This is a genomic window from Clostridium sp. L2-50, assembly GCF_000154245.1.
Classification (GTDB): Bacteria; Bacillota; Clostridia; order Lachnospirales; family Lachnospiraceae; genus Coprococcus.
Genome location: NZ_DS480326.1, coordinates 15,043 through 37,455, shown reverse-complemented (window position 1 = coordinate 37,455; position 22,413 = coordinate 15,043). Strand labels below are relative to the sequence as shown.

The following is a 22,413-nucleotide window of genomic DNA, read 5'->3' as shown; positions in this document are numbered from 1 at the left end:
TATCGGTTGCATTTGTCCGGGGGGAAGGTATAATGAGCGCATATGGGTAAATATGGCAAATAACAGGAGATGAAAGGCTATGTCACTTACTATGAAAATGACAACATTATGTTATATAGAGAAAGACGGAAAATATCTGATGCTTCATCGTACGAAGAAGGAGAAAGATATTAATAAGAATAAATGGATCGGAGTCGGCGGACATGCGGAAGAAACAGAAGGACCGGAAGACTGCCTGCTTCGGGAAGTAAAAGAAGAAACAGGACTGACACTGACATCTTATCAGTTCCGTGGCCTGATCACATTTATCAGTGATGTCTGTGAGCCGGAGCTGATGTGTCTGTTTACAGCAGATGGCTTTACCGGAAGCTTAACCGCCTGCAATGAAGGAGAACTGGAATGGGTAGATAAAAGCATCGTGCCATCTCTTCCGACCTGGACAGGAGATGCTATATTTTTGAAACTCTTATTAGAAGACGAACAACGTTTCTTCACTCTGCGGCTGGTCTATGAAGGAGATGAGCTGGTGGAACACCGACTGGAGTTTTATTAAAAGAAAACGCCAGCCGGCATTCGACTCTGTATAAGTCATGACTTTTGCAGGCACAATACAACCATTTCATAAGTCTTGACGCTGCAGTTATTTACGAACAGCTTCTTTTATTATTCGTGTGATCTGGATAATAAAGGTTGGGATAAATGCAAGCCCTAAAATGCTCAATACATTTTTAACTGTCAGGTCGGCAATCATGAATAAGCCATGCATAAATGGTGCGAGCAGGACAAAGCCAAGCAGCAGGACACCGGCGAAGAAAGCGGCGACACTCCAGAGGTTGGAGCGGATACCGATCTTTATAATAGAGGATTCGCTGCGGCATGTAAATCCGTGGAACAATCTTGCAAGCGTCAGTGTGGCAAATGCCATTGTGCTGGCAGTCAGGGCATTTACGGAATCACCCAGATAAAAGGCGACGGTTGTAACAATACCGATCAGAACACCGTAGCAAATAAGCTGGAGCGAGAAGGATTTATTGAAGATTCCTGCTTTTGGATCTCGCGGTTTGTTACGAAGTAATTTCTTATCGGATGGCTCCATACCGATGGCAAGCGCCGGAAGTGAATCGGTCAGCAGATTGATAAAGAGCAGATGAACCGGCTGGAATGGGGTATCAAGCGCCATGATGGAGCAGTAGAGAACTACCAGAATGGCTGCGAGGTTTCCGGACAAAAGGAACAGGATGGCATTCATGATATTACGGTAAACATTTCTTCCTGTCAGGACAGCTTTTATGATCGTTGCAAAATTATCATCTGCAAGGATCATAGCTGAGGCATCCTTTGATACCTCGGTTCCGGTGATTCCCATAGCGACACCGATATCTGCTTTTTTCAATGCGGGAGCATCGTTTACACCGTCACCCGTCATGGCGACAATGTGACCTTTCTTTTGCCATGCATCAACGATACGGATCTTGTTTTCCGGTGAAACTCTGGCATAGACGGAGATCTTTGGAAGGACATCTGTAAGTTCGTCATCGGTCATACGGTCGACTTCCTGACCGGTTACGGCCATATCACCATCGTGGAAGATACCGATCTGTCTGGCAATAGCGGTTGCCGTTACTTTATGATCTCCGGTTATCATGATCGGTTTGATTCCGGCGGAGATAGCATCCGCAACTGCAGCCATGGATTCTTCTCTTGGCGGATCGATCATGGATACAAGTCCGATAAAAGTATAACCATATTCAGAGGCTGCGGTCAGAACTTCCGAATCGGAACATTCTTTATAGGCAAGTGCCAGAACCCGTAAACCTTGTCTGGAAAATTGCATATTTTGTTCCAGAATTCTGTCGCGGTCGTTCTCTGTAATCGGACGGATACCATCCTCTGTGATGATTGAATCCATACGGGTAAGAAGAACATCGACTGCACCTTTTGTCAGAAGTGTAGGTACGCCGTGCAATAGGTATTTGCTGCTCATCAGTTTCCGTTCGGAGTCAAATGGAATCTCTTCCAGACGTGGCATCAGATCACGCAGAACTTCTTCTGTTACACCGACATCAAATAGTTTCGTTTTCCTTGCCATCGTAAGGAGACAGGTTTCAGTCGGATCCCCGATATCCTTGCCATCCCGGATACTGCTGTCGTTGTTTAAGATACAGTTGTACAGAAAATAACGATGTGCCGGAATATGGAGATCCAGTTGGTCGGCATTTAACAGAGTATCACAGGTATAAAGCTGCTGAACTGTCATTTTGTTCTGGGTCAGTGTACCTGTTTTATCCGAACAGATAACAGAGACACAGCCCAGACTTTCGACCGCCTTCAGATCTTTGATGATCGCCTGATCGGCAGCCATCTTTCTGGTACCCATTGCCTGAACGATCGTAACGATCGAACCGAGAGCCTCTGGAATGGCAGCGACAGCAAGGGCAACTGCGAACATCAGAGAATCCAGTATTTTCTCGCCCTGCATCAGACGGAGACCGAATACGATCAGACTGATCACCATAATGATTGTTGCCAGTTTTTTACTGAAATTATCAAGACTGATCTGAAGTGGGGTCGCTTTGGATTTTGTATTATTCATAAGGGTGGCTATCTTACCCATTTCTGTATGCATTCCGGTTGCTGTAACGAGAACATTTGCACGACCATAAGTAACAAGACTGCCGGAGAATACCATATTGATGCGGTCACCGAGAGCAACATCCTCGGTGATATCAGAGTCGTCTTTATCCACATTTGTAGACTCTCCGGTCAGAGAACTTTCATTTACCTGTAAAGAGAAATTTTCGATGATACGGCCATCAGCGACGATCATATCACCGGCTTCTAAGAGCAGGATGTCTCCCGGTACGATGTCTTTTGATGCAATCTCCTGTTTGATTCCGTCACGTAATACTTTCGCTTTTGGTGCAGATAATTCTTTTAAGGAATCAAGAGATTTTTCTGCCTTTACATATTGGATCGTACCAAGGATCGCATTCATGATAATAACCGCAAATATAACAATCGTACTTTCAATGTTGCCGGATGCCATAGAGACGATCGCGGCAGCGATCAGGATGATAACGAGCAGATCGGCAAACTGGTGAAAAAAGACAGAAGCAACGCTTTGTTTCTTTTGCTCGACCAGAGTATTTTCACCATAGGTTTGAAGTCGCTCTTTAGCATCTGTAGTGGTAAGTCCTTCCGGATTACCGCAGGTTCGGAATAATTCTTCTTTGTTCAGCTGATAGATTTCTTTCATAAGACCATGTCCTTTCTTTTGCTTTTTTTCCTGAGACAGATAATGAACAGTAGTTTTTTCAAATATGCTGCTTGTATTTTGGGAAAAATTTTGGTTGGTACATGCTGTTTTTTGTAATTGATAATAAAAAACGAGACTTTTTGTGCACAAAAAATATGCACAAAAAGTCTCGTTTTAACGTATATATCGGTTATCCGATCCCCGGCCTTTTAAGGCGTACTGACGAGAATCGGCACATGCACAGCATGAAACTACTCCCTTTTTGAATGATATATTTTTATCATGTATGAAAAGCTTAGTCAACCGTTTTTAGAAAGTTTTAACCATTTTTTTACCGGAAAATTCGATTTGAAGAACTATGCTTTGACAGAATCTTATAAAATCGATCAGAAAATATCGAAAATAAAAAAGAGGTGTGGTACAATGAGCGTAATTGTTTGGACACAGGTCTTATAGTATATTAAAGCATAAAGTACCTGTATAAAAAGAAAACATATAAGGAAGCAATCGGGAGGCACAGATATGACATTACAACAGCTTGTCTATGCTGTAAAGATAGCAGATACCAAATCCATGAATAAGGCGGCAGCAGAATTGTATGTATCCCAGCCGGCACTTTCCAGTACGATACGGGATCTGGAAGAAGAATTGAATATCGAATTATTTATCCGAACCAATCGTGGTATCGTGATCACGGCGGAGGGAGACGAGTTTTTAAGCTATGCAAGACAGATGGTAGAACTGAATCAGATGATCGAAGATCGATACATAAATAACGAAAAGAAAAAGAATAAATTTAGTGTATCCATGCAGCACTATTCATTTGCGGTAGAAGCCTTTATCGAGCTTGCAAAGGAGATCAGGCTGGATGATTTCGAACTGGCTGTGCATGAGACACGGACAAATGAAGTGATCGAGTTTGTAAGAGACTACCGGAGTGAGCTTGGAATCTTATATTTAAATGAGTTCAACCGAAAGGCTTTGCAGAAGATCTTCTCAGAAAACGGACTGGAATTCACGGAATTATTTGACTGTGATGTATTCGTGTATCTGAGCAACGAGCATCCGCTGGCAGGAAAAGAGAAGATCGCATTTGAAGAATTAAAAGATTATCCTTGCCTTTCCTTTGAACAGGGCGAACGAAATTCGTTCTATTATGCAGAAGAAGTATTCAGCACTCTGGAATACAAGCAGATCATCAAAGCAGATGACCGTGCAACAATGCTGAATCTGATGGTTGGTATGAACGGATATACCTTGTGCTCCGGTATTATCTGTGAAGAATTAAACGGTAGTGCTTACCGCGCAATTCCGCTTGACACGGAGGAGAAAATGACGATCGGCTATATCAAACGAAAAGGCATGCGGCTGAGTACCCTTGGCAGACGCTATATCGAGATACTGACCCAATACGGAACACAGGAAAATGTAAAGAAGACGGCTGAGTAAATGCTCAGCCGTTTTCTTTGTTGTGAGGTCTGAGCCTGCAGGGAGCGGGGGAAATGAAAATCAAGTAACAAGCTGGCTATAAATGATACTTATAACCAGCTCACAGAAATACATAGTACCGGAATTCTATTCCTACTGATATACTATGGTATAAATAATGCATGAACTTATGGTTTGTTCTGACAGGCTATTATGACTTGCCAATACAGGGACATTTGAGACCGCCGGTACTTGATGGTGCGAAAGCAGCATCTTAGTACCGCTGCAGGGCTCAACGAGCGGAAGCGTTCCCTGATTGGTAATGTCAGTAATAGCCTGTCAGAACAAATCATAAGTCAAAAACGCAGGCAGCAGGAAAGGATGACGGTTATTATGGATACAGGAATTGCTACAAAATGTATATATGGAAATCACAAAAAATTTGAAGGAGACAGAACGGGAGCGATCAGCTTTCCTATCTATCAGACAGCAACGTATGCGCATCCGGCAGTTGGACAGAGTACGGGGTATGATTACAGCAGACTCCAGAATCCAACCAGAGAACAGTTGGAGAAGATCGTTGCATCATTAGAAGGAGGACTGGATGCTCTCGCTTTTTCTTCCGGCATGGCAGCTATTACTACATTGATGGAGATCTTCAAACCGGGCGACCATATCATTTCGGAAGCAGATCTGTATGGCGGAAGTATCCGTTTATTTGATCATATTAATCAGAAAAATGGTATTGAGTTCAGCCGGATCAATTTTGCAGAGGAAGATCCGGAAAACTACATCAAAGAAAATACAAAAGCAATCTATATCGAGACACCGACTAATCCAATGATGAATGTTATTGATATCCGCAAGACGGCGGAACTTGCAAAGAAACATAATCTGCTGCTGATCGTGGATAATACATTTCTGTCACCGTATTTCCAGCGGCCATTTGAACTGGGAGCCGATATCATTCTGCACAGCGGAACAAAGTTCTTAAGCGGACATAACGATACGCTGGCCGGATTCATCGTGGTAAATACACCGGAGCTTTCGGAGAAATTACGATATATCATAAAGACGACAGGCGCGGGACTTGCGCCATTTGACAGCTGGCTGGTGCTTCGTGGCATCAAGACACTGCCAATCCGTATGGAGAAGGCACAGGAAAATGCACAGGCGATCGTGGAATTCCTGTTGCAGGAGAAGAAAGTAAAGAATGTCTATTATCCGGGAATACCGGGAACAAATAATTATGAGGTCTGTAAGAGCCAGGCGAGTGGATTTGGAAGCATGTTGACATTTGAAGTGGAGAGCAAGGAGCTGGCACTCCATATACTGGAATCCCTAAAGCTGATCCCATTTGCAGAAAGTCTCGGCGGCGTAGAGACCTTGATCACATATCCGACGACACAGACTCATGCGGATGTACCGGAGGAAATCCGTATAAAGAACGGTATTACAGACAGTGTTCTGCGTCTGTCGGCAGGAATCGAAGATAAGAAGGATCTGATCGCGGATCTGAAACAGGCAATTGATTCTTTTCGGGAATAAAACAGTGTAATATATGAATAATGATGAAAAAGTAATTTGCCTGAAAAATATTTTGATATGGAAATATATTTACAGCATAGGATCTGAGACATAACGGGAGGATAATTATGGAAGAAAAAAACCTGAATTTTGATGAAGTAATAGATAGAAGAAATACAGACTGTTTGAAATTTGACTTTGCAGAGAGGAGAGGAAAGCCTGCGGATGTACTTCCTCTCTGGGTTGCAGATATGGATTTTAAGACGTCGAGTCTGGTGCTGGATGCGTTGACAGAGCGTGTACAGCATGGAATTTTTGGCTATACGGAGAGTAGAGAGAGTTATTTCGAGGCGGTCAGCAAATGGATGGAAGCTCACCATGACTGGAAGGTGGAACGAAGCTGGCTGACAAAGACACCGGGTGTTGTATTTGCACTGGCGATGGCGGTCAAAGCATATTCCAAGGCAGGGGATGCCGTTCTGATCCAGCAGCCGGTCTATTATCCGTTTTCAGAAGTGATCCGTGACAATAACCGGAAGCTTGTGAGCAATGATCTTGTACTTGGGGATGATGGAAAATATCACATCGATTTTGATGATTTTGAGAAACAGATCGTTGACAATCATGTTGTGCTGTTCCTGTTGTGCAGTCCGCATAATCCGGTCAGCCGTGTATGGACGGCAGAAGAGCTTACAAAGATGGGTGATATCTGTATCAAGCATGGCGTTACAGTTGTAAGTGATGAGATACATGAGGATTTTGTTTTCGGAGACCACCAGCACACGGTATTTGCAACGATCAAGAAAGAATTCGAACAGAACTCCGTTACCTGTACTTCTCCTGCAAAGACCTTCAATCTGGCAGGACTTCAGGTGTCGAATATCTTTATTCCAAATGGAACTCTGCGCGCAGTATTTCGTAAGCAGGTGGATGCGGCGGGCTACAGCCAGTTAAATGCAATGGGACTTACCGCCTGTGAAGCAGCGTATACTCATGGCGAGACATGGTATCAGGCAATGATGAGATATGTAGAGAGTAATATCGCATTTGTGCGTGATTACCTGAAAAAGGAACTTCCACAGATCAAGCTGATCGAGCCGGAAGGAACTTATCTGCTGTGGCTGGATTTCAGGGCACTCGGAATGACAGAGAAGGAACGGGAGAACCTGATCATGAATCAGGCAAAGCTGTGGCTTGACAGCGGTGCGATCTTTGGGCAGGTAGGCGAAGGCTTTGAACGTATCAATGTGGCATGTCCGAGAGCAACGATCAAGGAGGCGCTTGACCGTCTGAAAGCAGTGATCACAGCATAACCACAGGCAAGTATGATGGTTTTGCAGAAAACATCAAAGGTGTGAATCGCAATGTAATAGCGTTAGCCGGTGTAACTGTTATAAGAGTTACAGATTGGTTCGGTTATAAGCTGTGGTTATAGCCAGTTAAAATATTTTGACTGGTTGACAAATTATGGAACTGTCACTATAATAGGCACATAACATATAAAACCTACTTTAATACTATGATAAAGAAACGCTATAAGATGTGCCGGATGAGAAAATCATTTATCCAGAGTTGGATGGTGACTGACAAACAGACATTTACCCGGAGGTTGATGCTTCCGGGTTTTATAACGACAACAAAACATACTAACCAGATAGGAAAAGGGAGAAATAGAAAAATGGCAAATATTCATTCATCAATTACAGAACTTGTAGGACATACCCCATTGGTAGAATTCGTAAATTATGAAAAAGAGTTAGGGCTGAACGCCCACCTCCTTGGTAAGCTGGAGTATTTCAATCCATCAGGAAGCGTAAAGGACCGTGCAGCTCTTAACATGATCTTAGAGGCAGAGAAATCAGGCAAGCTGAAGCCGGGCGGAACAATCCTTGATTTCACAAGCGGAAATACAGGAATTGCAACAGCAGCATTTGCAAATGCCAGAGGATATAAATATGTAGTAGTGATTCAGCCGGGAGTATCGGTAGAACGTACACTGATCTTAAAAGCATATGGTGTAGAGCTGCTTCAGGCAGCTGATGTGCCGGGCTTCCTGGAGATGCTGCAGAATGGTGGCTTAAGCATGGCGAAGCTTACCGTTATCATGAACAAATATGCAGATGAGCATGGTTACTTCTATATCGATCAGGGAACAAATCCGGATAACCCGGAAGCACACTACCGTACAACAGGACCTGAGATCTGGGAGGACACAGACGGAAAGGTTGATTATGTGGTAGCATTGGTCGGAACCGGTGGAACACTGGCTGGTCTGTCCAGATATTTCAGAGAGAAAAATTCTGATATCAAGATCATCGGTGCACAGCCGGCAGTACAGTCCAGAAAGAATGTCAATCATCCGGAAGCAAATACGATCGACGGCGTACTTGCATTTAACGATGTTCCGGCACAGAGTGTTCCGGTATTCTTCGATCCGGAGCAGGTCCCATATGATGAATGTCTGGATATCGTAGCAGAGGATGCCTATGAGACAGGAAGAAGACTGGTAAAGAGTGATGGCGTATTTCTCGGACAGTCAGCGGCGGCAGCTTTAAAGGCAGCAACGATCATAGCTGAACGTCCGGAAGCAGCAGGAAAGAATATTGCGATCATCATGGCTGACAACGCATTCAAATATCTGTCAACCAGGATGTATGCAGGGGAATAAAAGAAACGAGCGGGAGCGTCCTCTGTTTGGTAAGGTCAAGAACATATATATGTAATATAAAACATAGAACAGGAAGGAGACAACATGGCAGACTATCTTACATATGCGAAAGAAACCATGAATTTTATAAACAGCCGGAAGAAACAGGGACCGGAAGGTATCTACTGGTCTTTGCAGGATGCGGCAGAAGGAAGATCCATCTATTATGATGAGATCTGTATGTATGCCGGGGCGTCCGGAATCATCGTATTTCTTCTGGGATTATATCAGACAACGAATGATGTGAGCTATCTGCAGGAGGCAGAAGAAGCAGCCACATATATTCGTTATCGTTTTGATCATGACCGGGATCTGAAAAGAAACTTTTCAAAATATGCATTTTCCAGTGGATGGAGCGGAGCAGGCTTTGCCATGATACAGCTCTATAAGGCAACCGGAAATGAGAAATATAAAACATTTGTGGCAGATATTATTGAGTCTGCAAAGGCAGATGCAAAGCCCGGAAAAAACGGCAAAGGTTATAGCTGGACTTCATTTCCGGGTATCGTAGGAGATGCCGGAACGGTTCTGTTCTTCTTATATGCAGCAAAAACATTTGGCAGAGGGGACTGGACAGCATTTGCCGCAAAAGCAGGAGAGAATTTCCTCGAGCAGAGGCATGATGCAGGAAACGAAACCTGTTGGTATCCGGGTGTAGATCCTGTCTACTTCGGAGCAAAAGAAGATTATATCGATCCGAACTTTCCGATGGGAACCGGAGGAATAGGATTTGTATTGCTGAATCTGTACGAAGCATCCGGTAATCAGAAGTTCTTGGATGCGACAAAGGGAATCGCGGATTTCATGATCGCACAGGCGGTTAAGATGAAGGCAGGAAGCCTGATTCCACATGGTTTGCCGGATCGTAAGGATCTGTTCTATCTTGGCTATTGTCATGGCCCGGCGGGAACAAATCGTTTCTTCTATAAATTATATGAGATGACAGGAGAAGACCGGTATAAGCGGTATATCGATATGCTGACACAGGGTGTAATTGATACAGGCGCACCTGAGGTTCGGACAGAAGGCTACTGGAATACTTACAATATCTGCTGCGGAACTGCGGGCCTGTTAAATATGTATCTGGGTCTGTGGGCTGCATTTGGTGATGAGACTTATCTGAAACAGGCAAAGAGGTGCGGTAAGGTCATCACAGACGGAGCAACGATCACAGACGGTACGGAAGGAAGAGAGTGCGCATGGAGATTTGCACTTGACCGTGTCGCACCGGATGTATTAAGTACACCGATCGGTTTATTCGATGGTGCAGCAGGTATCGGAGCTGTATTGCTGCAGCTTGCTTCTGCAGAAAAGGGTCAGTTCCATGCGACAAGAATGCTGGACGATCCATTTCCGGAGAAGAACAAACTATGATAAAACGATTGAAGATTTTATATGCGTAAATAACAGTGATTATTTTACTCGGTGAATGATTTTTTCGTTTCATAATTATTCAAAAACTTACGTTGAGAGGAGACACATAAGATGAGTCAGATAAATAACAACATTGATCCTGACAGCAGGGATTATGATTTGAAATCAATAGAGCCGGATGAGCGTTTCACCCAGACAACAAAGGAATTCTGGATCACGCTTGGAACCTATCTGGTATTTATGGTGCTGATGATCGCCAACCTGTATCTGGTGGGCGGTAAGGATGTATCAAAGTACAAATACATTCTTGGATTTCCACAGTGGATTTTTAATGAGATCATTATTTTGATCGCAATGGTAGTAGCGGTTATTCTGGTTGTAACATTTGTATATCGTGACATGGATGTTACTCCAAACGGAAAATTAAAAGAAAGAAAACATAAGGAGGGCAAATAGAGATGAACTTATCTACAAATCAGAGAATTATAATCATTACTGTATTTGCCGCATATACGATTTTCCAGTTGGTATACAGTCTTGTTACCAGAAAAGCAATGGCAAATGGAAAAGGTGATTACCTGAGCAAATTCTATACCGGCGGTAGAAGCGGTGGTGTGCTTGTAACTGCCATGATGGTATCAGCCGGTGTTGCCGGTGCCGGAGTATTCATGGGTGTACCGGGTTATACATATACATTTGGTGCGACCTGGATGGTCTGCTGTTTCTGGTCCATGTGCACGAACTTCATGGTACTCGGACTGATCGGTAAGCGTGTCGGTATCGTAGCCAGAAGAACGGATTCCAAGACATTTGTTGAACTTCTGATGCACAGATATAACAACAGTAAGATCGTTGGTGCGCTTTGCGGACTGGTTATCCTGTTCTTCCTTGGCGCATTTGCCGTATCTACAATTACCGGCGGCGGAAGAATCTTCCAGATCTTAACCGGTCAGGATTATCGTATCGGACTTGCTATTTTCACTGTACTGGTTATAATCGCAGCTATCACGGGTGGTATTAAAGGCATTGCATCTGCGATTGTTTTTCAGGGAATTATCATGACAGTTTCTGTTATTATCTTATTTATCATGGGCATCAACGGAACAGATCTCAGCTATACAGAGACAATCCAGTCATTAGTTAAGAGTAATCCGGACTGGTTCGTACCTGCAAGTGTAAAGACGGTTCTTTCATTTGCATTCTTATGGGGTATCACAACCTGTACAATGCCTCATGTAACAATGACAACGCTTACTTATAAGGATACACAGACTCTGCATCGTGCGATCAAGGTTGGTGCGGTTGTAGTTGCAATCTGGCTCATTGGCTTGAATGGTCTGTGCTTCACGATCAAATATATGTTCCCGGAAGGAAGCCTTGCAACTCCTGACCTTGGTATTCCGACACTTGCAGTAAGTGTAATGCCTGCATGGGCAGCAGGTCTGGTTCTTGCCGGTGTATGTGGTGCGGTTCAGTCATCTGTTGGTGGAATGATCGTATCTCTTGCAGGAACGATCGTCAGTGATCTGTACAAGAACCTGTTCAATAAAGATGCAAAGCAGGAGACATTAAAGAAGTTAAATGTTATCAGTGTTATCGTTGTTGCACTAGTTGTTTTCTTATTTGCATGTGATCCACCGGAACTTCTGGCTTCATTGATCACTTATGCTACCGGTGGTATGACAGTAGCATTTCTTCATACTTTGCTTCTCGGACTGTTCTGGAAGCGGGCAAATGAGTATGGCGCGATCGCAGGTATCATCAGTGGTATTGGCTTATATCTCCTGATCGATATGGGCGTTCTGCCAATCTCACTTGGTTTCAATTCCTGTATCGTTGCCTGTCTGATCTCCACGATCATCATGGTGGTTGTCAGCCTTGCAACACCGAAGTGCCCATACCGCGTGATCGCCACATGGTTCGGCAAGGAGTATCCGGCAGATGCATCCATAGCAGAGTAACTTTGAAACAAAATGAACGTTGCCATTACCTATTATTTCGTAAGACGCTTTCGCTCTAATCCACGTGCAGCGGTACATAAGGTTGCAAAGTACGCAACCTAAGTACCGGCCGTGGATAAGGCTTACTACATAATAGTAATGGCAGCGTTCATTTTATTTTTTTACAGTTAACTCCCTGTGGTTCCTATGAAATTCATATCCCCTATTCGCAAATGTTCCTGTGCTAACTCGCCCTGATGGGCTAAGACAAGCACTCACATTTGCCGGCATATGCAGTTCATAACGAAATCCTCGTGAATGTCATAGTGCAGCGATCTAGTCAACAGCCAGACAGGCTATATTTGTGTTTGTATATGTGAGTTATTGCTTGATGATGCTTGATTTCTGGGTATGGCAATGGATGAGTAAGTATGATACCCGAGGTGTCTGGTTAGATGAGGGTATGGAATGGAAAATAAGCGCACGATACCCACAAGGCAGGCTAGATATGGGTATGGAATGGAAAATGAGCGCACGATACCCACAAGGCAGGCTTAGATGAGGGTATGAAATGGAAAATAAGCGCACGATACCCACAAGGCAGGCTAGATATGGGTATGGGATAGGGTATAAGCGCACGATACCCACAAGGCAGGCTAGATATGGGTATAGAATGGAAAATGAGCGCACGATACCCACAAGGCAGGCTAGATGAGGGTATTAGGAAGAATGTTGGGGGAAAATACCCGACGAAGCTAAATAAATTTGGTATGAAGACGAAAAAACAGGTGCGATACCCAATGGTAGCATATAATAGAGGGTATAAGTGTGAGAATATAGAGATTATACCCATGATTCGGGAAGCTCTTTTTCACAGGTTGACACTGTGAGGGGATAAGGCTAAAATGAGACTGGCAGGCGATGTGCCTGACTATACAGGTAAGGCTGGTAATTAAAATGAAAACCATAGTAGCGAAAGCTGATCTGGAAAACGAAGAATTATTCCGGAAGGCTTCGGATATATTAAAAAGTGGTGGACTGGTTGCATTTCCGACAGAAACCGTATATGGACTAGGTGGAGATGCGTTAAATCCAAAGGCATCCGAAAAAATTTACAGTGCCAAGGGAAGACCATCGGATAATCCGTTGATCGTACATATTGCTGATACGGCAAGTGTATGGGAGTTGGTGGCAGAGGTATCCACACAGGCACAGATGCTGATGGAAGCGTTCTGGCCGGGTCCACTGACGATCATTTTCAAAAAGAAAGACATTGTACCGCATGAGACAACCGGCGGTTTGGAAACGGTAGCGATCCGTATGCCATCACATCCGGCAGCTATGAAGCTGATCAAAGATTCAGGCGTGTATATTGCAGCACCGAGTGCAAATCTGTCCGGAAGACCATCACCGACAACAGCAGCACATGTAGAGGAAGATCTGTCCGGCAGGATTGATATGATCTTAGATGGCGGACCGGTTGGAATCGGAATTGAGTCCACGATCGTAGATGTGACAGGCGATCGTCCGACAATTTTACGTCCGGGTTATATCTCAGCGGATATGATCAAGAATATCTTAGGAGATGTCATGATCGATCCGGCACTGGAAAGCGTGGATATGAAGGTCAGACCAAAAGCTCCGGGTATGAAATACACACATTATGCACCGAAGGGAAAACTCACGATCGTAGAGGGTGAGCGGGAAAAGGTTGCCGCAAAGATTGCAGAGCTGGTTGCTTGTAAGCAGGCAGAAGGATATAAGACGGCAGTTCTGTGTGATACAGAAAATACGGATTTATATTCCTGTGAAAATGTCCTTGATGCGGGAAGCAAAAAGAATGAAATTACGGTATCTTCATCCCTGTACCGGCTGCTTCGTTTGTGTGATGATATCGGCGCAGACTATATTTACAGTGAATCCTTCCGGGAAGGTGATATGGGATATGCGATCATGAACCGACTGATCAAAGCAGCAGGACATAGAATTATATCGGTGTGATATAATGAACGCAAAATTATTTGCTCGCAAGGATGCTGATTTTGCGGAATGCATAGAATGTGCGAAGCACATGATATAATGAACGCAAAATTATTTGCTCGCAAGGATGTTGATTTTGCGGAATGCATAGAATGTGCGAAGCACATGATATAATGAATGCAAAATTATTTGCTTGCAAGGATGCTGATTTTACGGAATGCATTGAGTGAGCTATGCTCACGATATAATGAAAAAAGTTAACATAGAAAAAACGGGTTGGGTGACAACCACCCGAAAAGATTTTGAAAACAAGAAAGGCAGGACAAAGAATATGATAGCACTTGGATGTGACCATGGTGGATACGGATTAATGCAGGATGTGATCAAGCATCTGGAAGAAAGAGGACTGGAATACAAGAATTACGGATGCTACAGCGAGGAATCCGTTGATTATCCGGTATATGCAAAGAAAGTTGCACATGCAGTAGCAGACGGAGAATGTGAGCGAGGAATCCTGATCTGCGGAACAGGAATCGGAATCTCTATTACAGCAAATAAAGTACCGGGAATCCGTGCGGCACTTTGTGGCGATTGCTTCAGTGCACAGGCGACAAGAGAGCATAACGATGCCAATATCCTTGCAATGGGTGCCCGTGTAACCGGACCGGGACTGGCACTCAAGATTGTTGACACCTTCCTTGATACACCATTCTCAAATGACGAACGTCATATCAGAAGAATCAAGATGATTGAAGAGTAAGGAAAAATACTATAAACTGCATATGCCAGCAAATGTGAGTGCCGGTCTGGGCCGACAGGCGAGTTAGCACTGGAACATTTGCGGATAAGGGATATGTAATTTATAGAAGATTATAAGTAGTAAGAAAAACATCATCTATCAGGGTGGAATGTATATACTTTATGTAGCAGACCTTTTCACACGTCGGTACTTAGTGAACTGTGTAAGCAGTGAGCTTAGAACCGTTACGTGTGAAAAGGTCTGCTACATAAAGTATATATATCCTGCCCTGATAGATGATGTTTTTTGCATTGGGATTTAATGTATGTAAAATAACAACAATCATATAATAAGACCGCAGTCAGAAGACATTATCGAGGATTTCGATATGAACTGCATATACCAGCAAATGCGAGTGCTTGTTTGAGCCGACAGGCGAGTTGATACTGGTAATGTGGTAGAATAAAAATACAAAAGACCGGATGAGGGCATCTATATTTTATGTAGCAGACATTTTTACACGTCGGTACTTAGTGAACTGCGTAAGCAGTGAGCTTAGAACCGCTACGTGTAAAACAGAGCGAGAGTGTTCTGCGAAATAAAGATATAGATGCCCTCATCCGGTCTTTGTATTTTTACCTTAAAATTGTGCAAAATGACGTGAAAAATGGTTAAACTAAATTTGACAGTTTGTATTGTTTGTCAAAAATGCCTTAAAAACCAGTAAAATTTCATGATCTTTTGATGAAAAATCTATAAAAGAAGATAAATATTGCTTGAAAAGAGCACACTAACATAATAAAATATTAGCAGAGCGGCATTTCATGCCGAGATTAATAATTACGGAGGGAGAAATTATGCTACAGGAAGCCATGAAGACATTAGAAGATGCAGAAGCAAAGGCAGCCGAGATCGTAAAAGAAGCCGGTAAAAAAGCAGAAGCAATTCAGGCGGAAGCAAAGGAAAAGGCAAATGCGATGATCGTAGATGCAAATGCAGGTTCTAAAACAGATCTGGCGGCTATCGCGGTCGACCAGAAGAAACTGGAAACTGATCTTGCAGAAAAAGCTTTGAAAGAAGCATCCGACGAGATTGCTTCCTTAAAAAAACGTGCATCCGAGCGAGAGGGTGAAGCCGTAGAGCTTGTGATCAAGCAGCTATTGTAAATGCTTGAATATCAGGATGCAGAAGGGAGGTAATCATTATGGCGGTATTGGCTATAAAAAAGATTGACATATGCGCCATGAAGAAAGACAGAAAAGCCATATTGGAGAAACTCCAGTCCATGGGAGCTTTGGAGATCCGGGCCGGTGGGGATGAGACGGATGTATTTAAGAAGATCAACACAACCAGTCAGCGTTCCAAATATGAAAAACGAGTCCAGAATACCGACGAAGCTTTAGAGATCCTTGGCAGATATGCACCGGAAAAGACATCGATGCTGCAGGCACTTGCAGGCAAAGCTGATGTAGACGATTCTGTATATAAAGATATTGTTGAGAATCGGCATGATTATAATATGATCGTGCAGAAGATCCGGGAAAAGGATAAGAAGATTGGAAACTGTAAAGCAGAGATTGCCAAATGTCAACTTGCGATCGATGGACTGAAACCGTGGATCAATATGGATGTTCCGATCAATACGACCGGAACCGAACATACAGATGTGATCATGGGAAGCTTAGGACCCGGTCTTACAGAGAATATGATAGAAGAACTGGTTGCAAAAAGGCAGCCGGAGTTATCAGCTCATGAGATCACGGTGATATCTTCTGATAAAGATCAGACATGTATATTTGTGGTATGTTTGAAAACAGAGACGGAAAGACTGGAAGAAGCCTTAAGGGCAGAAGGATTTACCCGGATGTCGTATTTTTCAAAACGGACGCCGGAGAATAAGATCAAGAAATACCGACTCACGATAGAGGGGTATGAGGATGAGATCGAGGATCTGAAAAAACAGATTGCCGGATTTGCAGAAAGCAGGCAGGCACTTAAGACCTTATCCGATTATTACAAGATCAGAGCTGAGAAATATCAGGTGCTTGGAACCCTGCTTCAGTCGAACAGCACATTTATCATAACCGGTTATGTGCTGGAACGGGATGAGGAAAAGGTAAAAGAAGAACTGAATCAGAATTTCGTGTTGATGGTCGAGACCGGCGAGATACCTGAGGATGAACCGGCACCGGTACAGTTAAGTAATAAGATGCCATTTGCATCGGCAGAAGGAATCCTGGAATCCTATGGACTTCCTGCCAGAGGCGAGATGGATCCGACGACACCGATGAGTTTATTCTATGTATTCTTCTTCGGATTGATGTTATCGGATGCGGCATATGGACTTATTATATTCCTTGCATGTTTCATCCTGCTTCGGAAGTTCCCGAAGATGGGAGATGGCATGAAGAAGTCGCTGACATTATTTGAATATTGCGGTATATCGACATTGATATGGGGTATCTTGTTTGGAGGATATTTTGGAGATGTGGTAGCAGTCGTATCACGAACCTTCTTCCATCATGAGATCACGATCGCACCGGTATGGTTTGCACCGCTTGACAACCCGATGAAGATGCTGATCTTCTCCCTGTTATTTGGATTGATCCATCTGTTCGGCGGTTTGGCGTTAAAAGGTTATATGTGTTTAAAGAAGAAAGATTTTGTAGGCTTCTTCTCAGATGTTATATCCTGGTATCTGCTCATCATCGGTCTGGTACTGATGCTGATGCCAACCAGTTTATTTGCATCGATCGCACAGGTAAGCTTCCATTTTTCAGATGGACTTAAGACCTTCAGCTATGTCATTACGATCTTAGGTGCAGCGATCATCGTTGTGATGTCCGGCAGAAGTCATAAGAATCCGGTGCTCCGACTGGCACTTGGTTTGTATGACATTTACAATATCACAGGCTGGCTGTCTGATCTGTTATCTTATTCCAGACTGCTTGCACTGGGACTTGCGACCGGTGTTATCGCACAGGTTATCAACCAGATGGGAAGTATGGTAGGAGATGGAATATTGGGCGCGATCGTATTCATTCTGGTATTCATCATCGGACATACATTTAACCTTGCAATCAATATGTTAGGTGCTTATGTTCATACATGCCGACTTCAGTATGTAGAATTCTTTGGTAAGTTTTATGAGGGTGGCGGAGAAGCGTTCCATCCATTTAAAGAAAATACAAAATATATAGATATAGGGAATGCAGGCATGAAAACCTGTAAACCGGAAATTAAGGAGGAATAATCAATATGACAATGGGTACAGTTTTAGCTTTAACAGGAGCTGCATTAGCAGTTATTTTGGCAGGTATGGGATCTGCTTACGGTGTAGGTATCGCAGGTCAGGCTGCATCAGGTGTAGTAAGTGAAGATCCAAGCAAATTCGCAAAGGTTCTTATCATCCAGCTTCTTCCCGGTACACAGGGTATCTATGGACTGCTGGTAGGATTCATCGCTTTATCAAAGATTGGTATTTTAAATGGTGCTCCTGCAGAGCTTTCAACAGCGACCGGATTACTGATCCTTGCAGCATGTCTTCCAATCGCATTAGTTGGTCTTGTATCCGCTATGCATCAGGGAAAAACCGCTGTATCAGCAGTTGGTATTGTAGCAAAGAAACCGGATCAGTTCGGTAAAGCAATGCTTTTCCCTGCAATGGTAGAGACATATGCAATCCTTGCTCTGCTCGTATCAATTCTTGCAATTAATGGTGTACCGGTATAAAACAGGCGCAGATTTGAAACATGATTGAACAAGTAGTACAGGAGGATTTGTATGACAGGATTAGAGAAGATCGTTGAACAGATTCTGGAAGAAGCAAACACTCAATCCGATATGATCCTTGAAGATGCACAGAAAAAGGCAGATCAGATTATAGAAGATGCAAAGGTGGAAGCAGATAAGATCAAGGCGGGTTCAGCTGAAAAGGTCAGCCATGTAAAAGCGGACGGAATGGCAAGGGCACAATCCTCTGCCGACCTGAAGAAACGCCAGACAGTCTTAAAGGCAAAGCAGGAGATCATCAATGAAGTGATAGGTAAAGCCTATAACGGAATGATCGATATGGAAGTTGACAGATATTTCCATATGATGGAGCGTATGATCGGAAATGCAGTACAGCCGAAGAGTGGACAGATCAGCTTCTCAGCCAAAGATATGGAGCGGCTTCCGGCAGGATTTGCAAAACGGGTATCAGAGATAGCAAAAGCACATGGAGGAGATTTGACGCTCGCAGATAAAGCCAGTGATATAGACGGAGGATTTATCCTGATCTATGGCGGTATCGAGGAGAATTGTTCATTAGCTGCCATGTTCCATGCGCAGAAAGAAGAAATGGCAGACAAATTAAATTCCCTGTTATTCACATAAGGGAGGTAGAAAAATGGCAGACAAATATATATATGCTGTTGCCAGAATCCGGGCACTTGAGATGTCCCTGTTTTCACAGGCTGTGATCGAGCAGTTGATTGCCCAGAAAACATATGCGGACTGCCTTCAGTTCTTAGGTGAAAAAGGCTGGGGTGATACAGAAGCCGGAGTGCAGGATGCAGAGACCATTTTGAACAGGGAACTGGAAAAAACATGGACACTGGTCAAGGAGATGGTATCCGATCAGACAGTATTTGACGTATTGTTGATCCAGGATAGTTTCCATAATCTGAAGGCAGCGATCAAAACCGTTGTAGACGGAGAAGTTCAGGCAAATGTATTTTATGACAATGCATCTGTTTCGGGTGAAGCATTAGTCGAGATCATTAAAAATAAAGATTTCCAGTCATTACCGGAATCTATGCGGGAATGCGCATTAGAGGCATATGAGTGTCTGGTGCATACCGGAGATGGTCAGATGTGTGATGTTATCATCGACCGGGCAGCCATGCGAGCAATGCTTGCGGCAGCGGAGAAGAATGGAGATGCATTATTAAAAGAATATGCAGAGACAGTTGTGGCAGTTGCAAATATCAAGATCGCAGTCCGTTCTGTAAAGACAGAAAAAGGACTGGATTTTATGAGACGTGCGATGGAGGAATGTCAGACGCTCAATGTGGAACGGCTGATGCGGGCAGCACTTTCCGGCATGCCGGATGTGATCAAATATCTGGAAGAAACACCGTATTCCGGTGGAGCTGCGGCATTATCAGACAGTTCATCCGCATTTGAACGCTGGTGCGACAACCGGATCATAGAGGCGATCCGGCCACAGAAATATAATTCATTTACGATCGGACCACTTGTTGCTTATGTACTTGCAAGGCAGAATGAGATTAAGACAGTCAGGATCATCCTGACCGGAAAGTTAAATCATCTGCCGGATGATGCGATCAGGGAAAGGGTAAGGGAAATGTATGTATAGAATTGCAGTATTAGGTGAATATGACAGCATCTATGGCTTTGCGACTCTGGGACTTGAGACCTTCCCGGTATCCGATGCAGAACAGGGCAGTACACAGCTCAGAAGACTGGCAGAAAGTGGATATGCCGTTATCTATGTAACAGAGAGCATGGCAGAGCAGATCAAGAAAGAGATAGAGAGATATAAGACGCAGATGCTTCCGGCGATCATCCTGATTCCAGGAGTTTCCGGTAATACATCCGCGGGTATAAATGGAGTAAAGAAATCCGTAGAACAGGCAGTCGGTTCGGACATTCTGTTCAGTGAAAACTAGGAAGGAGCGTGACCAGAAAACGTGGCAACAGGTAAGATAAAAAAAGTTGCAGGACCTCTTGTTATCGCAGAGGGAATGCGTGACGCGAATATGTATGACGTTGTCAGAGTAAGTGAGAGCCGATTGATCGGCGAGATCATAGAGATGCATGGAGATCAGGCATCTGTTCAGGTTTACGAAGAGACATCAGGACTTGGACCGGGTGCACCGGTAGAGTCAACCGGAATGCCGCTGTCCGTAGAACTTGGACCGGGACTGATCAGCAGTATCTATGACGGTATCCAGAGACCTTTGGATGATATCATGAAAATCTGTGGAAATAATTTGCAGCGAGGCGTTGAAGTTCCATCATTAAAGAGAGACATCAAATGGCCATTTGTTCCATGCGTTAAGGCAGGGGACAAGGTAGAGGCTGGAGATGTGATCGGAACCGTACAGGAGACAGTTGTCGTAACTCAGAAGATCATGGTTCCATATGGTATAGAAGGAACTGTAAAAGAGATCAAGAGCGGAGATTTCACAGTAGAAGAAACTGTATGTGTGATCGAGACAGCAAAGGGTGATAAGAAACTGACACTGATGCAGAAATGGCCGGTTCGTAAGGGTCGTCCTTATGCAGAGAAGATTCCGCCGGTTATGCCGCTTATCACAGGACAGCGAGTTGTCGATGCATTCTTCCCGATCGCAAAGGGTGGTGTAGCAGCAGTTCCCGGACCATTCGGTAGTGGAAAGACCGTTATCCAGCATCAGCTTGCAAAATGGGCAGAAGCCGATATCGTTGTATACATTGGATGTGGTGAACGTGGAAACGAGATGACAGACGTATTAAACGAGTTTCCTGAACTGAAGGATCCGAAGACAGGATACTCCCTGATGGAGAGAACCGTTCTGATCGCAAATACATCGGATATGCCGGTTGCAGCCAGAGAGGCTTCTATTTACACCGGTATTACGATCGCAGAATATTTCCGTGATATGGGATATTCCGTTGCGCTGATGGCTGACTCTACTTCCAGATGGGCAGAAGCACTTCGAGAAATGTCAGGACGTTTACAGGAGATGCCCGGTGAGGAAGGTTATCCTGCATATCTAGGAAGCCGTCTGGCACAGTTCTATGAGCGTGCCGGTATGGTTAAGACACTTGGTTCGGAAGGAAGAACCGGAGCCTTATCCGTAATCGGAGCCGTATCACCTCCCGGTGGTGATATTTCAGAGCCGGTATCACAGGCAACCCTTCGTATCGTTAAGGTATTCTGGGGACTGGATTCCGCACTGGCTTATAAGAGACATTTCCCGGCGATCAACTGGCTGACCAGTTATTCGCTGTATGTAGATAACATGGGAAAATGGTTTGAGGAAAATGTCAATGAGCACTGGATGGAAGATCGTCAGAAGCTTATGACATTATTACAGGAAGAAGCAGAGCTTGACGAGATCGTTAAGATGGTTGGTATGGATGCCTTATCTGCAGGCGACCGTCTGAAGATGGAAGCAGCCAGATCTATCCGTGAGGACTTCCTGCATCAGAACTCATTCCATGAGATCGACACCTATACACCACTGGATAAGCAGTTCCGCATGATGGAACTTGTGCTGGCATTCTATGAGGAATCATCAGAGGCCTTGAAGAGTGGTGCAACTATAAAGAATATTCTGAACATGGAGGTTCGTGAGAAAATCGGACGTTTCAAATATACACATCCGGAAGATGTGGAAGCAGAATATGACAAGATCATAAAGGCACTTCATCAGGAACTGGAAGCAGCCATAGCAAAGGAGGACTAAGC

General features: G+C 44.0%; 18 protein-coding genes. 17 read left to right on the top strand and 1 reads right to left on the bottom strand.

What is annotated here, in order from left to right:
• Positions 1–79: 79 nt before the first annotated feature.
• Positions 80–553, top strand: a complete 474-nt coding sequence (locus tag CLOL250_RS11300) for an NUDIX hydrolase (RefSeq protein ID WP_446714956.1) — start codon at positions 80–82, stop codon at positions 551–553.
• A gap of 87 nt (positions 554–640) precedes the next feature.
• Here the strand turns inward: CLOL250_RS11300 and CLOL250_RS11295 are convergent, their stop codons facing one another.
• Entirely contained in the window at positions 641–3,256 is a 2,616-nt protein-coding gene (locus tag CLOL250_RS11295) for a cation-translocating P-type ATPase (protein WP_044946066.1), read from the bottom strand.
• Between the two features lie 522 nt (positions 3,257–3,778).
• Between CLOL250_RS11295 and CLOL250_RS11290 the strand changes: the two genes are divergently transcribed.
• The 16 genes from CLOL250_RS11290 to CLOL250_RS11210 all read left to right on the top strand — a co-directional run bounded on the left by CLOL250_RS11290 (position 3,779) and on the right by CLOL250_RS11210 (position 22,411).
• A complete protein-coding gene (locus tag CLOL250_RS11290; RefSeq protein WP_008402635.1) occupies positions 3,779–4,705 on the top strand; it encodes a LysR family transcriptional regulator in 927 nt (308 codons plus the stop codon).
• A 372-nt stretch (positions 4,706–5,077) separates the two neighbouring features.
• Positions 5,078–6,232: a trans-sulfuration enzyme family protein gene (locus CLOL250_RS11285; RefSeq protein WP_044946111.1), complete on the top strand. Its 1,155-nt coding sequence runs from the start codon at positions 5,078–5,080 to the stop codon at positions 6,230–6,232.
• A 107-nt stretch (positions 6,233–6,339) separates the two neighbouring features.
• The gene (locus tag CLOL250_RS11280; RefSeq protein WP_008402633.1) at positions 6,340–7,524 is read left to right on the top strand and encodes a MalY/PatB family protein; all 1,185 of its coding nucleotides are present in this window, start codon (positions 6,340–6,342) and stop codon (positions 7,522–7,524) included.
• A 365-nt stretch (positions 7,525–7,889) separates the two neighbouring features.
• Positions 7,890–8,879, top strand: a complete 990-nt coding sequence (locus CLOL250_RS11275; protein WP_044946064.1) for a PLP-dependent cysteine synthase family protein — start codon at positions 7,890–7,892, stop codon at positions 8,877–8,879.
• An 84-nt stretch (positions 8,880–8,963) separates the two neighbouring features.
• Positions 8,964–10,292: a lanthionine synthetase LanC family protein gene (locus CLOL250_RS11270; protein ID WP_008402631.1), complete on the top strand. Its 1,329-nt coding sequence runs from the start codon at positions 8,964–8,966 to the stop codon at positions 10,290–10,292.
• Between the two features lie 111 nt (positions 10,293–10,403).
• Positions 10,404–10,748: a YhdT family protein gene (locus CLOL250_RS11265; RefSeq protein ID WP_008402630.1), complete on the top strand. Its 345-nt coding sequence runs from the start codon at positions 10,404–10,406 to the stop codon at positions 10,746–10,748.
• 2 nt (positions 10,749–10,750) lie between these two features.
• The gene (locus CLOL250_RS11260; protein ID WP_008402629.1) at positions 10,751–12,253 is read left to right on the top strand and encodes a sodium:solute symporter family transporter; all 1,503 of its coding nucleotides are present in this window, start codon (positions 10,751–10,753) and stop codon (positions 12,251–12,253) included.
• Positions 12,254–13,189: 936 nt separating this feature from the next.
• Entirely contained in the window at positions 13,190–14,233 is a 1,044-nt protein-coding gene (locus CLOL250_RS11250; protein ID WP_044946108.1) for an L-threonylcarbamoyladenylate synthase, read from the top strand.
• 310 nt (positions 14,234–14,543) lie between these two features.
• On the top strand, positions 14,544–14,972 hold the full coding sequence (gene rpiB, locus CLOL250_RS11245) for a ribose 5-phosphate isomerase B (RefSeq protein ID WP_021944910.1): 429 nt from the start codon (positions 14,544–14,546) through the stop codon (positions 14,970–14,972).
• 851 nt (positions 14,973–15,823) lie between these two features.
• On the top strand, positions 15,824–16,117 hold the full coding sequence (locus tag CLOL250_RS11240) for a hypothetical protein (RefSeq protein ID WP_186847325.1): 294 nt from the start codon (positions 15,824–15,826) through the stop codon (positions 16,115–16,117).
• Between the two features lie 38 nt (positions 16,118–16,155).
• The gene (locus CLOL250_RS11235) at positions 16,156–18,204 is read left to right on the top strand and encodes a V-type ATP synthase subunit I (protein WP_008402621.1); all 2,049 of its coding nucleotides are present in this window, start codon (positions 16,156–16,158) and stop codon (positions 18,202–18,204) included.
• A 5-nt stretch (positions 18,205–18,209) separates the two neighbouring features.
• A complete protein-coding gene (locus CLOL250_RS11230) occupies positions 18,210–18,683 on the top strand; it encodes a V-type ATP synthase subunit K (protein ID WP_008402619.1) in 474 nt (157 codons plus the stop codon).
• Between the two features lie 51 nt (positions 18,684–18,734).
• Positions 18,735–19,328, top strand: a complete 594-nt coding sequence (locus tag CLOL250_RS11225; RefSeq protein ID WP_008402618.1) for a V-type ATP synthase subunit E — start codon at positions 18,735–18,737, stop codon at positions 19,326–19,328.
• A gap of 13 nt (positions 19,329–19,341) precedes the next feature.
• Positions 19,342–20,313, top strand: coding sequence for a V0D/AC39 family V-type ATPase subunit (locus tag CLOL250_RS11220; protein ID WP_008402617.1), 972 nt, complete (start codon positions 19,342–19,344; stop codon positions 20,311–20,313).
• Positions 20,306–20,626, top strand: a complete 321-nt coding sequence (locus CLOL250_RS11215) for a V-type ATP synthase subunit F (protein WP_008402616.1) — start codon at positions 20,306–20,308, stop codon at positions 20,624–20,626. The genes CLOL250_RS11220 and CLOL250_RS11215 overlap by 8 nt, the downstream gene beginning before the upstream one ends.
• A gap of 21 nt (positions 20,627–20,647) precedes the next feature.
• A complete protein-coding gene (locus tag CLOL250_RS11210) occupies positions 20,648–22,411 on the top strand; it encodes a V-type ATP synthase subunit A (RefSeq protein ID WP_008402615.1) in 1,764 nt (587 codons plus the stop codon).
• Positions 22,412–22,413: the final 2 nt, after the last annotated feature.

What these genes read in the sequence shown, in the direction of transcription:
- CLOL250_RS11275 (WP_044946064.1), top strand. Translation starts at nt 7,890, where the DNA reads ATGGCAAATATTCATTCATCAATTACAGAACTTGTAGGACATACCCCA.
- CLOL250_RS11250 (WP_044946108.1), top strand. Translation starts at nt 13,190, where the DNA reads ATGAAAACCATAGTAGCGAAAGCTGATCTGGAAAACGAAGAATTATTC.
- CLOL250_RS11260 (WP_008402629.1), top strand. Translation starts at nt 10,751, where the DNA reads ATGAACTTATCTACAAATCAGAGAATTATAATCATTACTGTATTTGCC.
- CLOL250_RS11290 (WP_008402635.1), top strand. Translation starts at nt 3,779, where the DNA reads ATGACATTACAACAGCTTGTCTATGCTGTAAAGATAGCAGATACCAAA.
- rpiB (WP_021944910.1), top strand. Translation starts at nt 14,544, where the DNA reads ATGATAGCACTTGGATGTGACCATGGTGGATACGGATTAATGCAGGAT.
- CLOL250_RS11230 (WP_008402619.1), top strand. Translation starts at nt 18,210, where the DNA reads ATGACAATGGGTACAGTTTTAGCTTTAACAGGAGCTGCATTAGCAGTT.
- CLOL250_RS11215 (WP_008402616.1), top strand. Translation starts at nt 20,306, where the DNA reads ATGTATAGAATTGCAGTATTAGGTGAATATGACAGCATCTATGGCTTT.
- CLOL250_RS11300 (WP_446714956.1), top strand. Translation starts at nt 80, where the DNA reads ATGTCACTTACTATGAAAATGACAACATTATGTTATATAGAGAAAGAC.
- CLOL250_RS11285 (WP_044946111.1), top strand. Translation starts at nt 5,078, where the DNA reads ATGGATACAGGAATTGCTACAAAATGTATATATGGAAATCACAAAAAA.
- CLOL250_RS11225 (WP_008402618.1), top strand. Translation starts at nt 18,735, where the DNA reads ATGACAGGATTAGAGAAGATCGTTGAACAGATTCTGGAAGAAGCAAAC.
- CLOL250_RS11280 (WP_008402633.1), top strand. Translation starts at nt 6,340, where the DNA reads ATGGAAGAAAAAAACCTGAATTTTGATGAAGTAATAGATAGAAGAAAT.
- CLOL250_RS11270 (WP_008402631.1), top strand. Translation starts at nt 8,964, where the DNA reads ATGGCAGACTATCTTACATATGCGAAAGAAACCATGAATTTTATAAAC.
- CLOL250_RS11295 (WP_044946066.1), bottom strand. Translation starts at nt 3,256, where the DNA reads ATGAAAGAAATCTATCAGCTGAACAAAGAAGAATTATTCCGAACCTGC.
- CLOL250_RS11265 (WP_008402630.1), top strand. Translation starts at nt 10,404, where the DNA reads ATGAGTCAGATAAATAACAACATTGATCCTGACAGCAGGGATTATGAT.
- CLOL250_RS11220 (WP_008402617.1), top strand. Translation starts at nt 19,342, where the DNA reads ATGGCAGACAAATATATATATGCTGTTGCCAGAATCCGGGCACTTGAG.
- CLOL250_RS11235 (WP_008402621.1), top strand. Translation starts at nt 16,156, where the DNA reads ATGGCGGTATTGGCTATAAAAAAGATTGACATATGCGCCATGAAGAAA.
- CLOL250_RS11240 (WP_186847325.1), top strand. Translation starts at nt 15,824, where the DNA reads ATGAAGACATTAGAAGATGCAGAAGCAAAGGCAGCCGAGATCGTAAAA.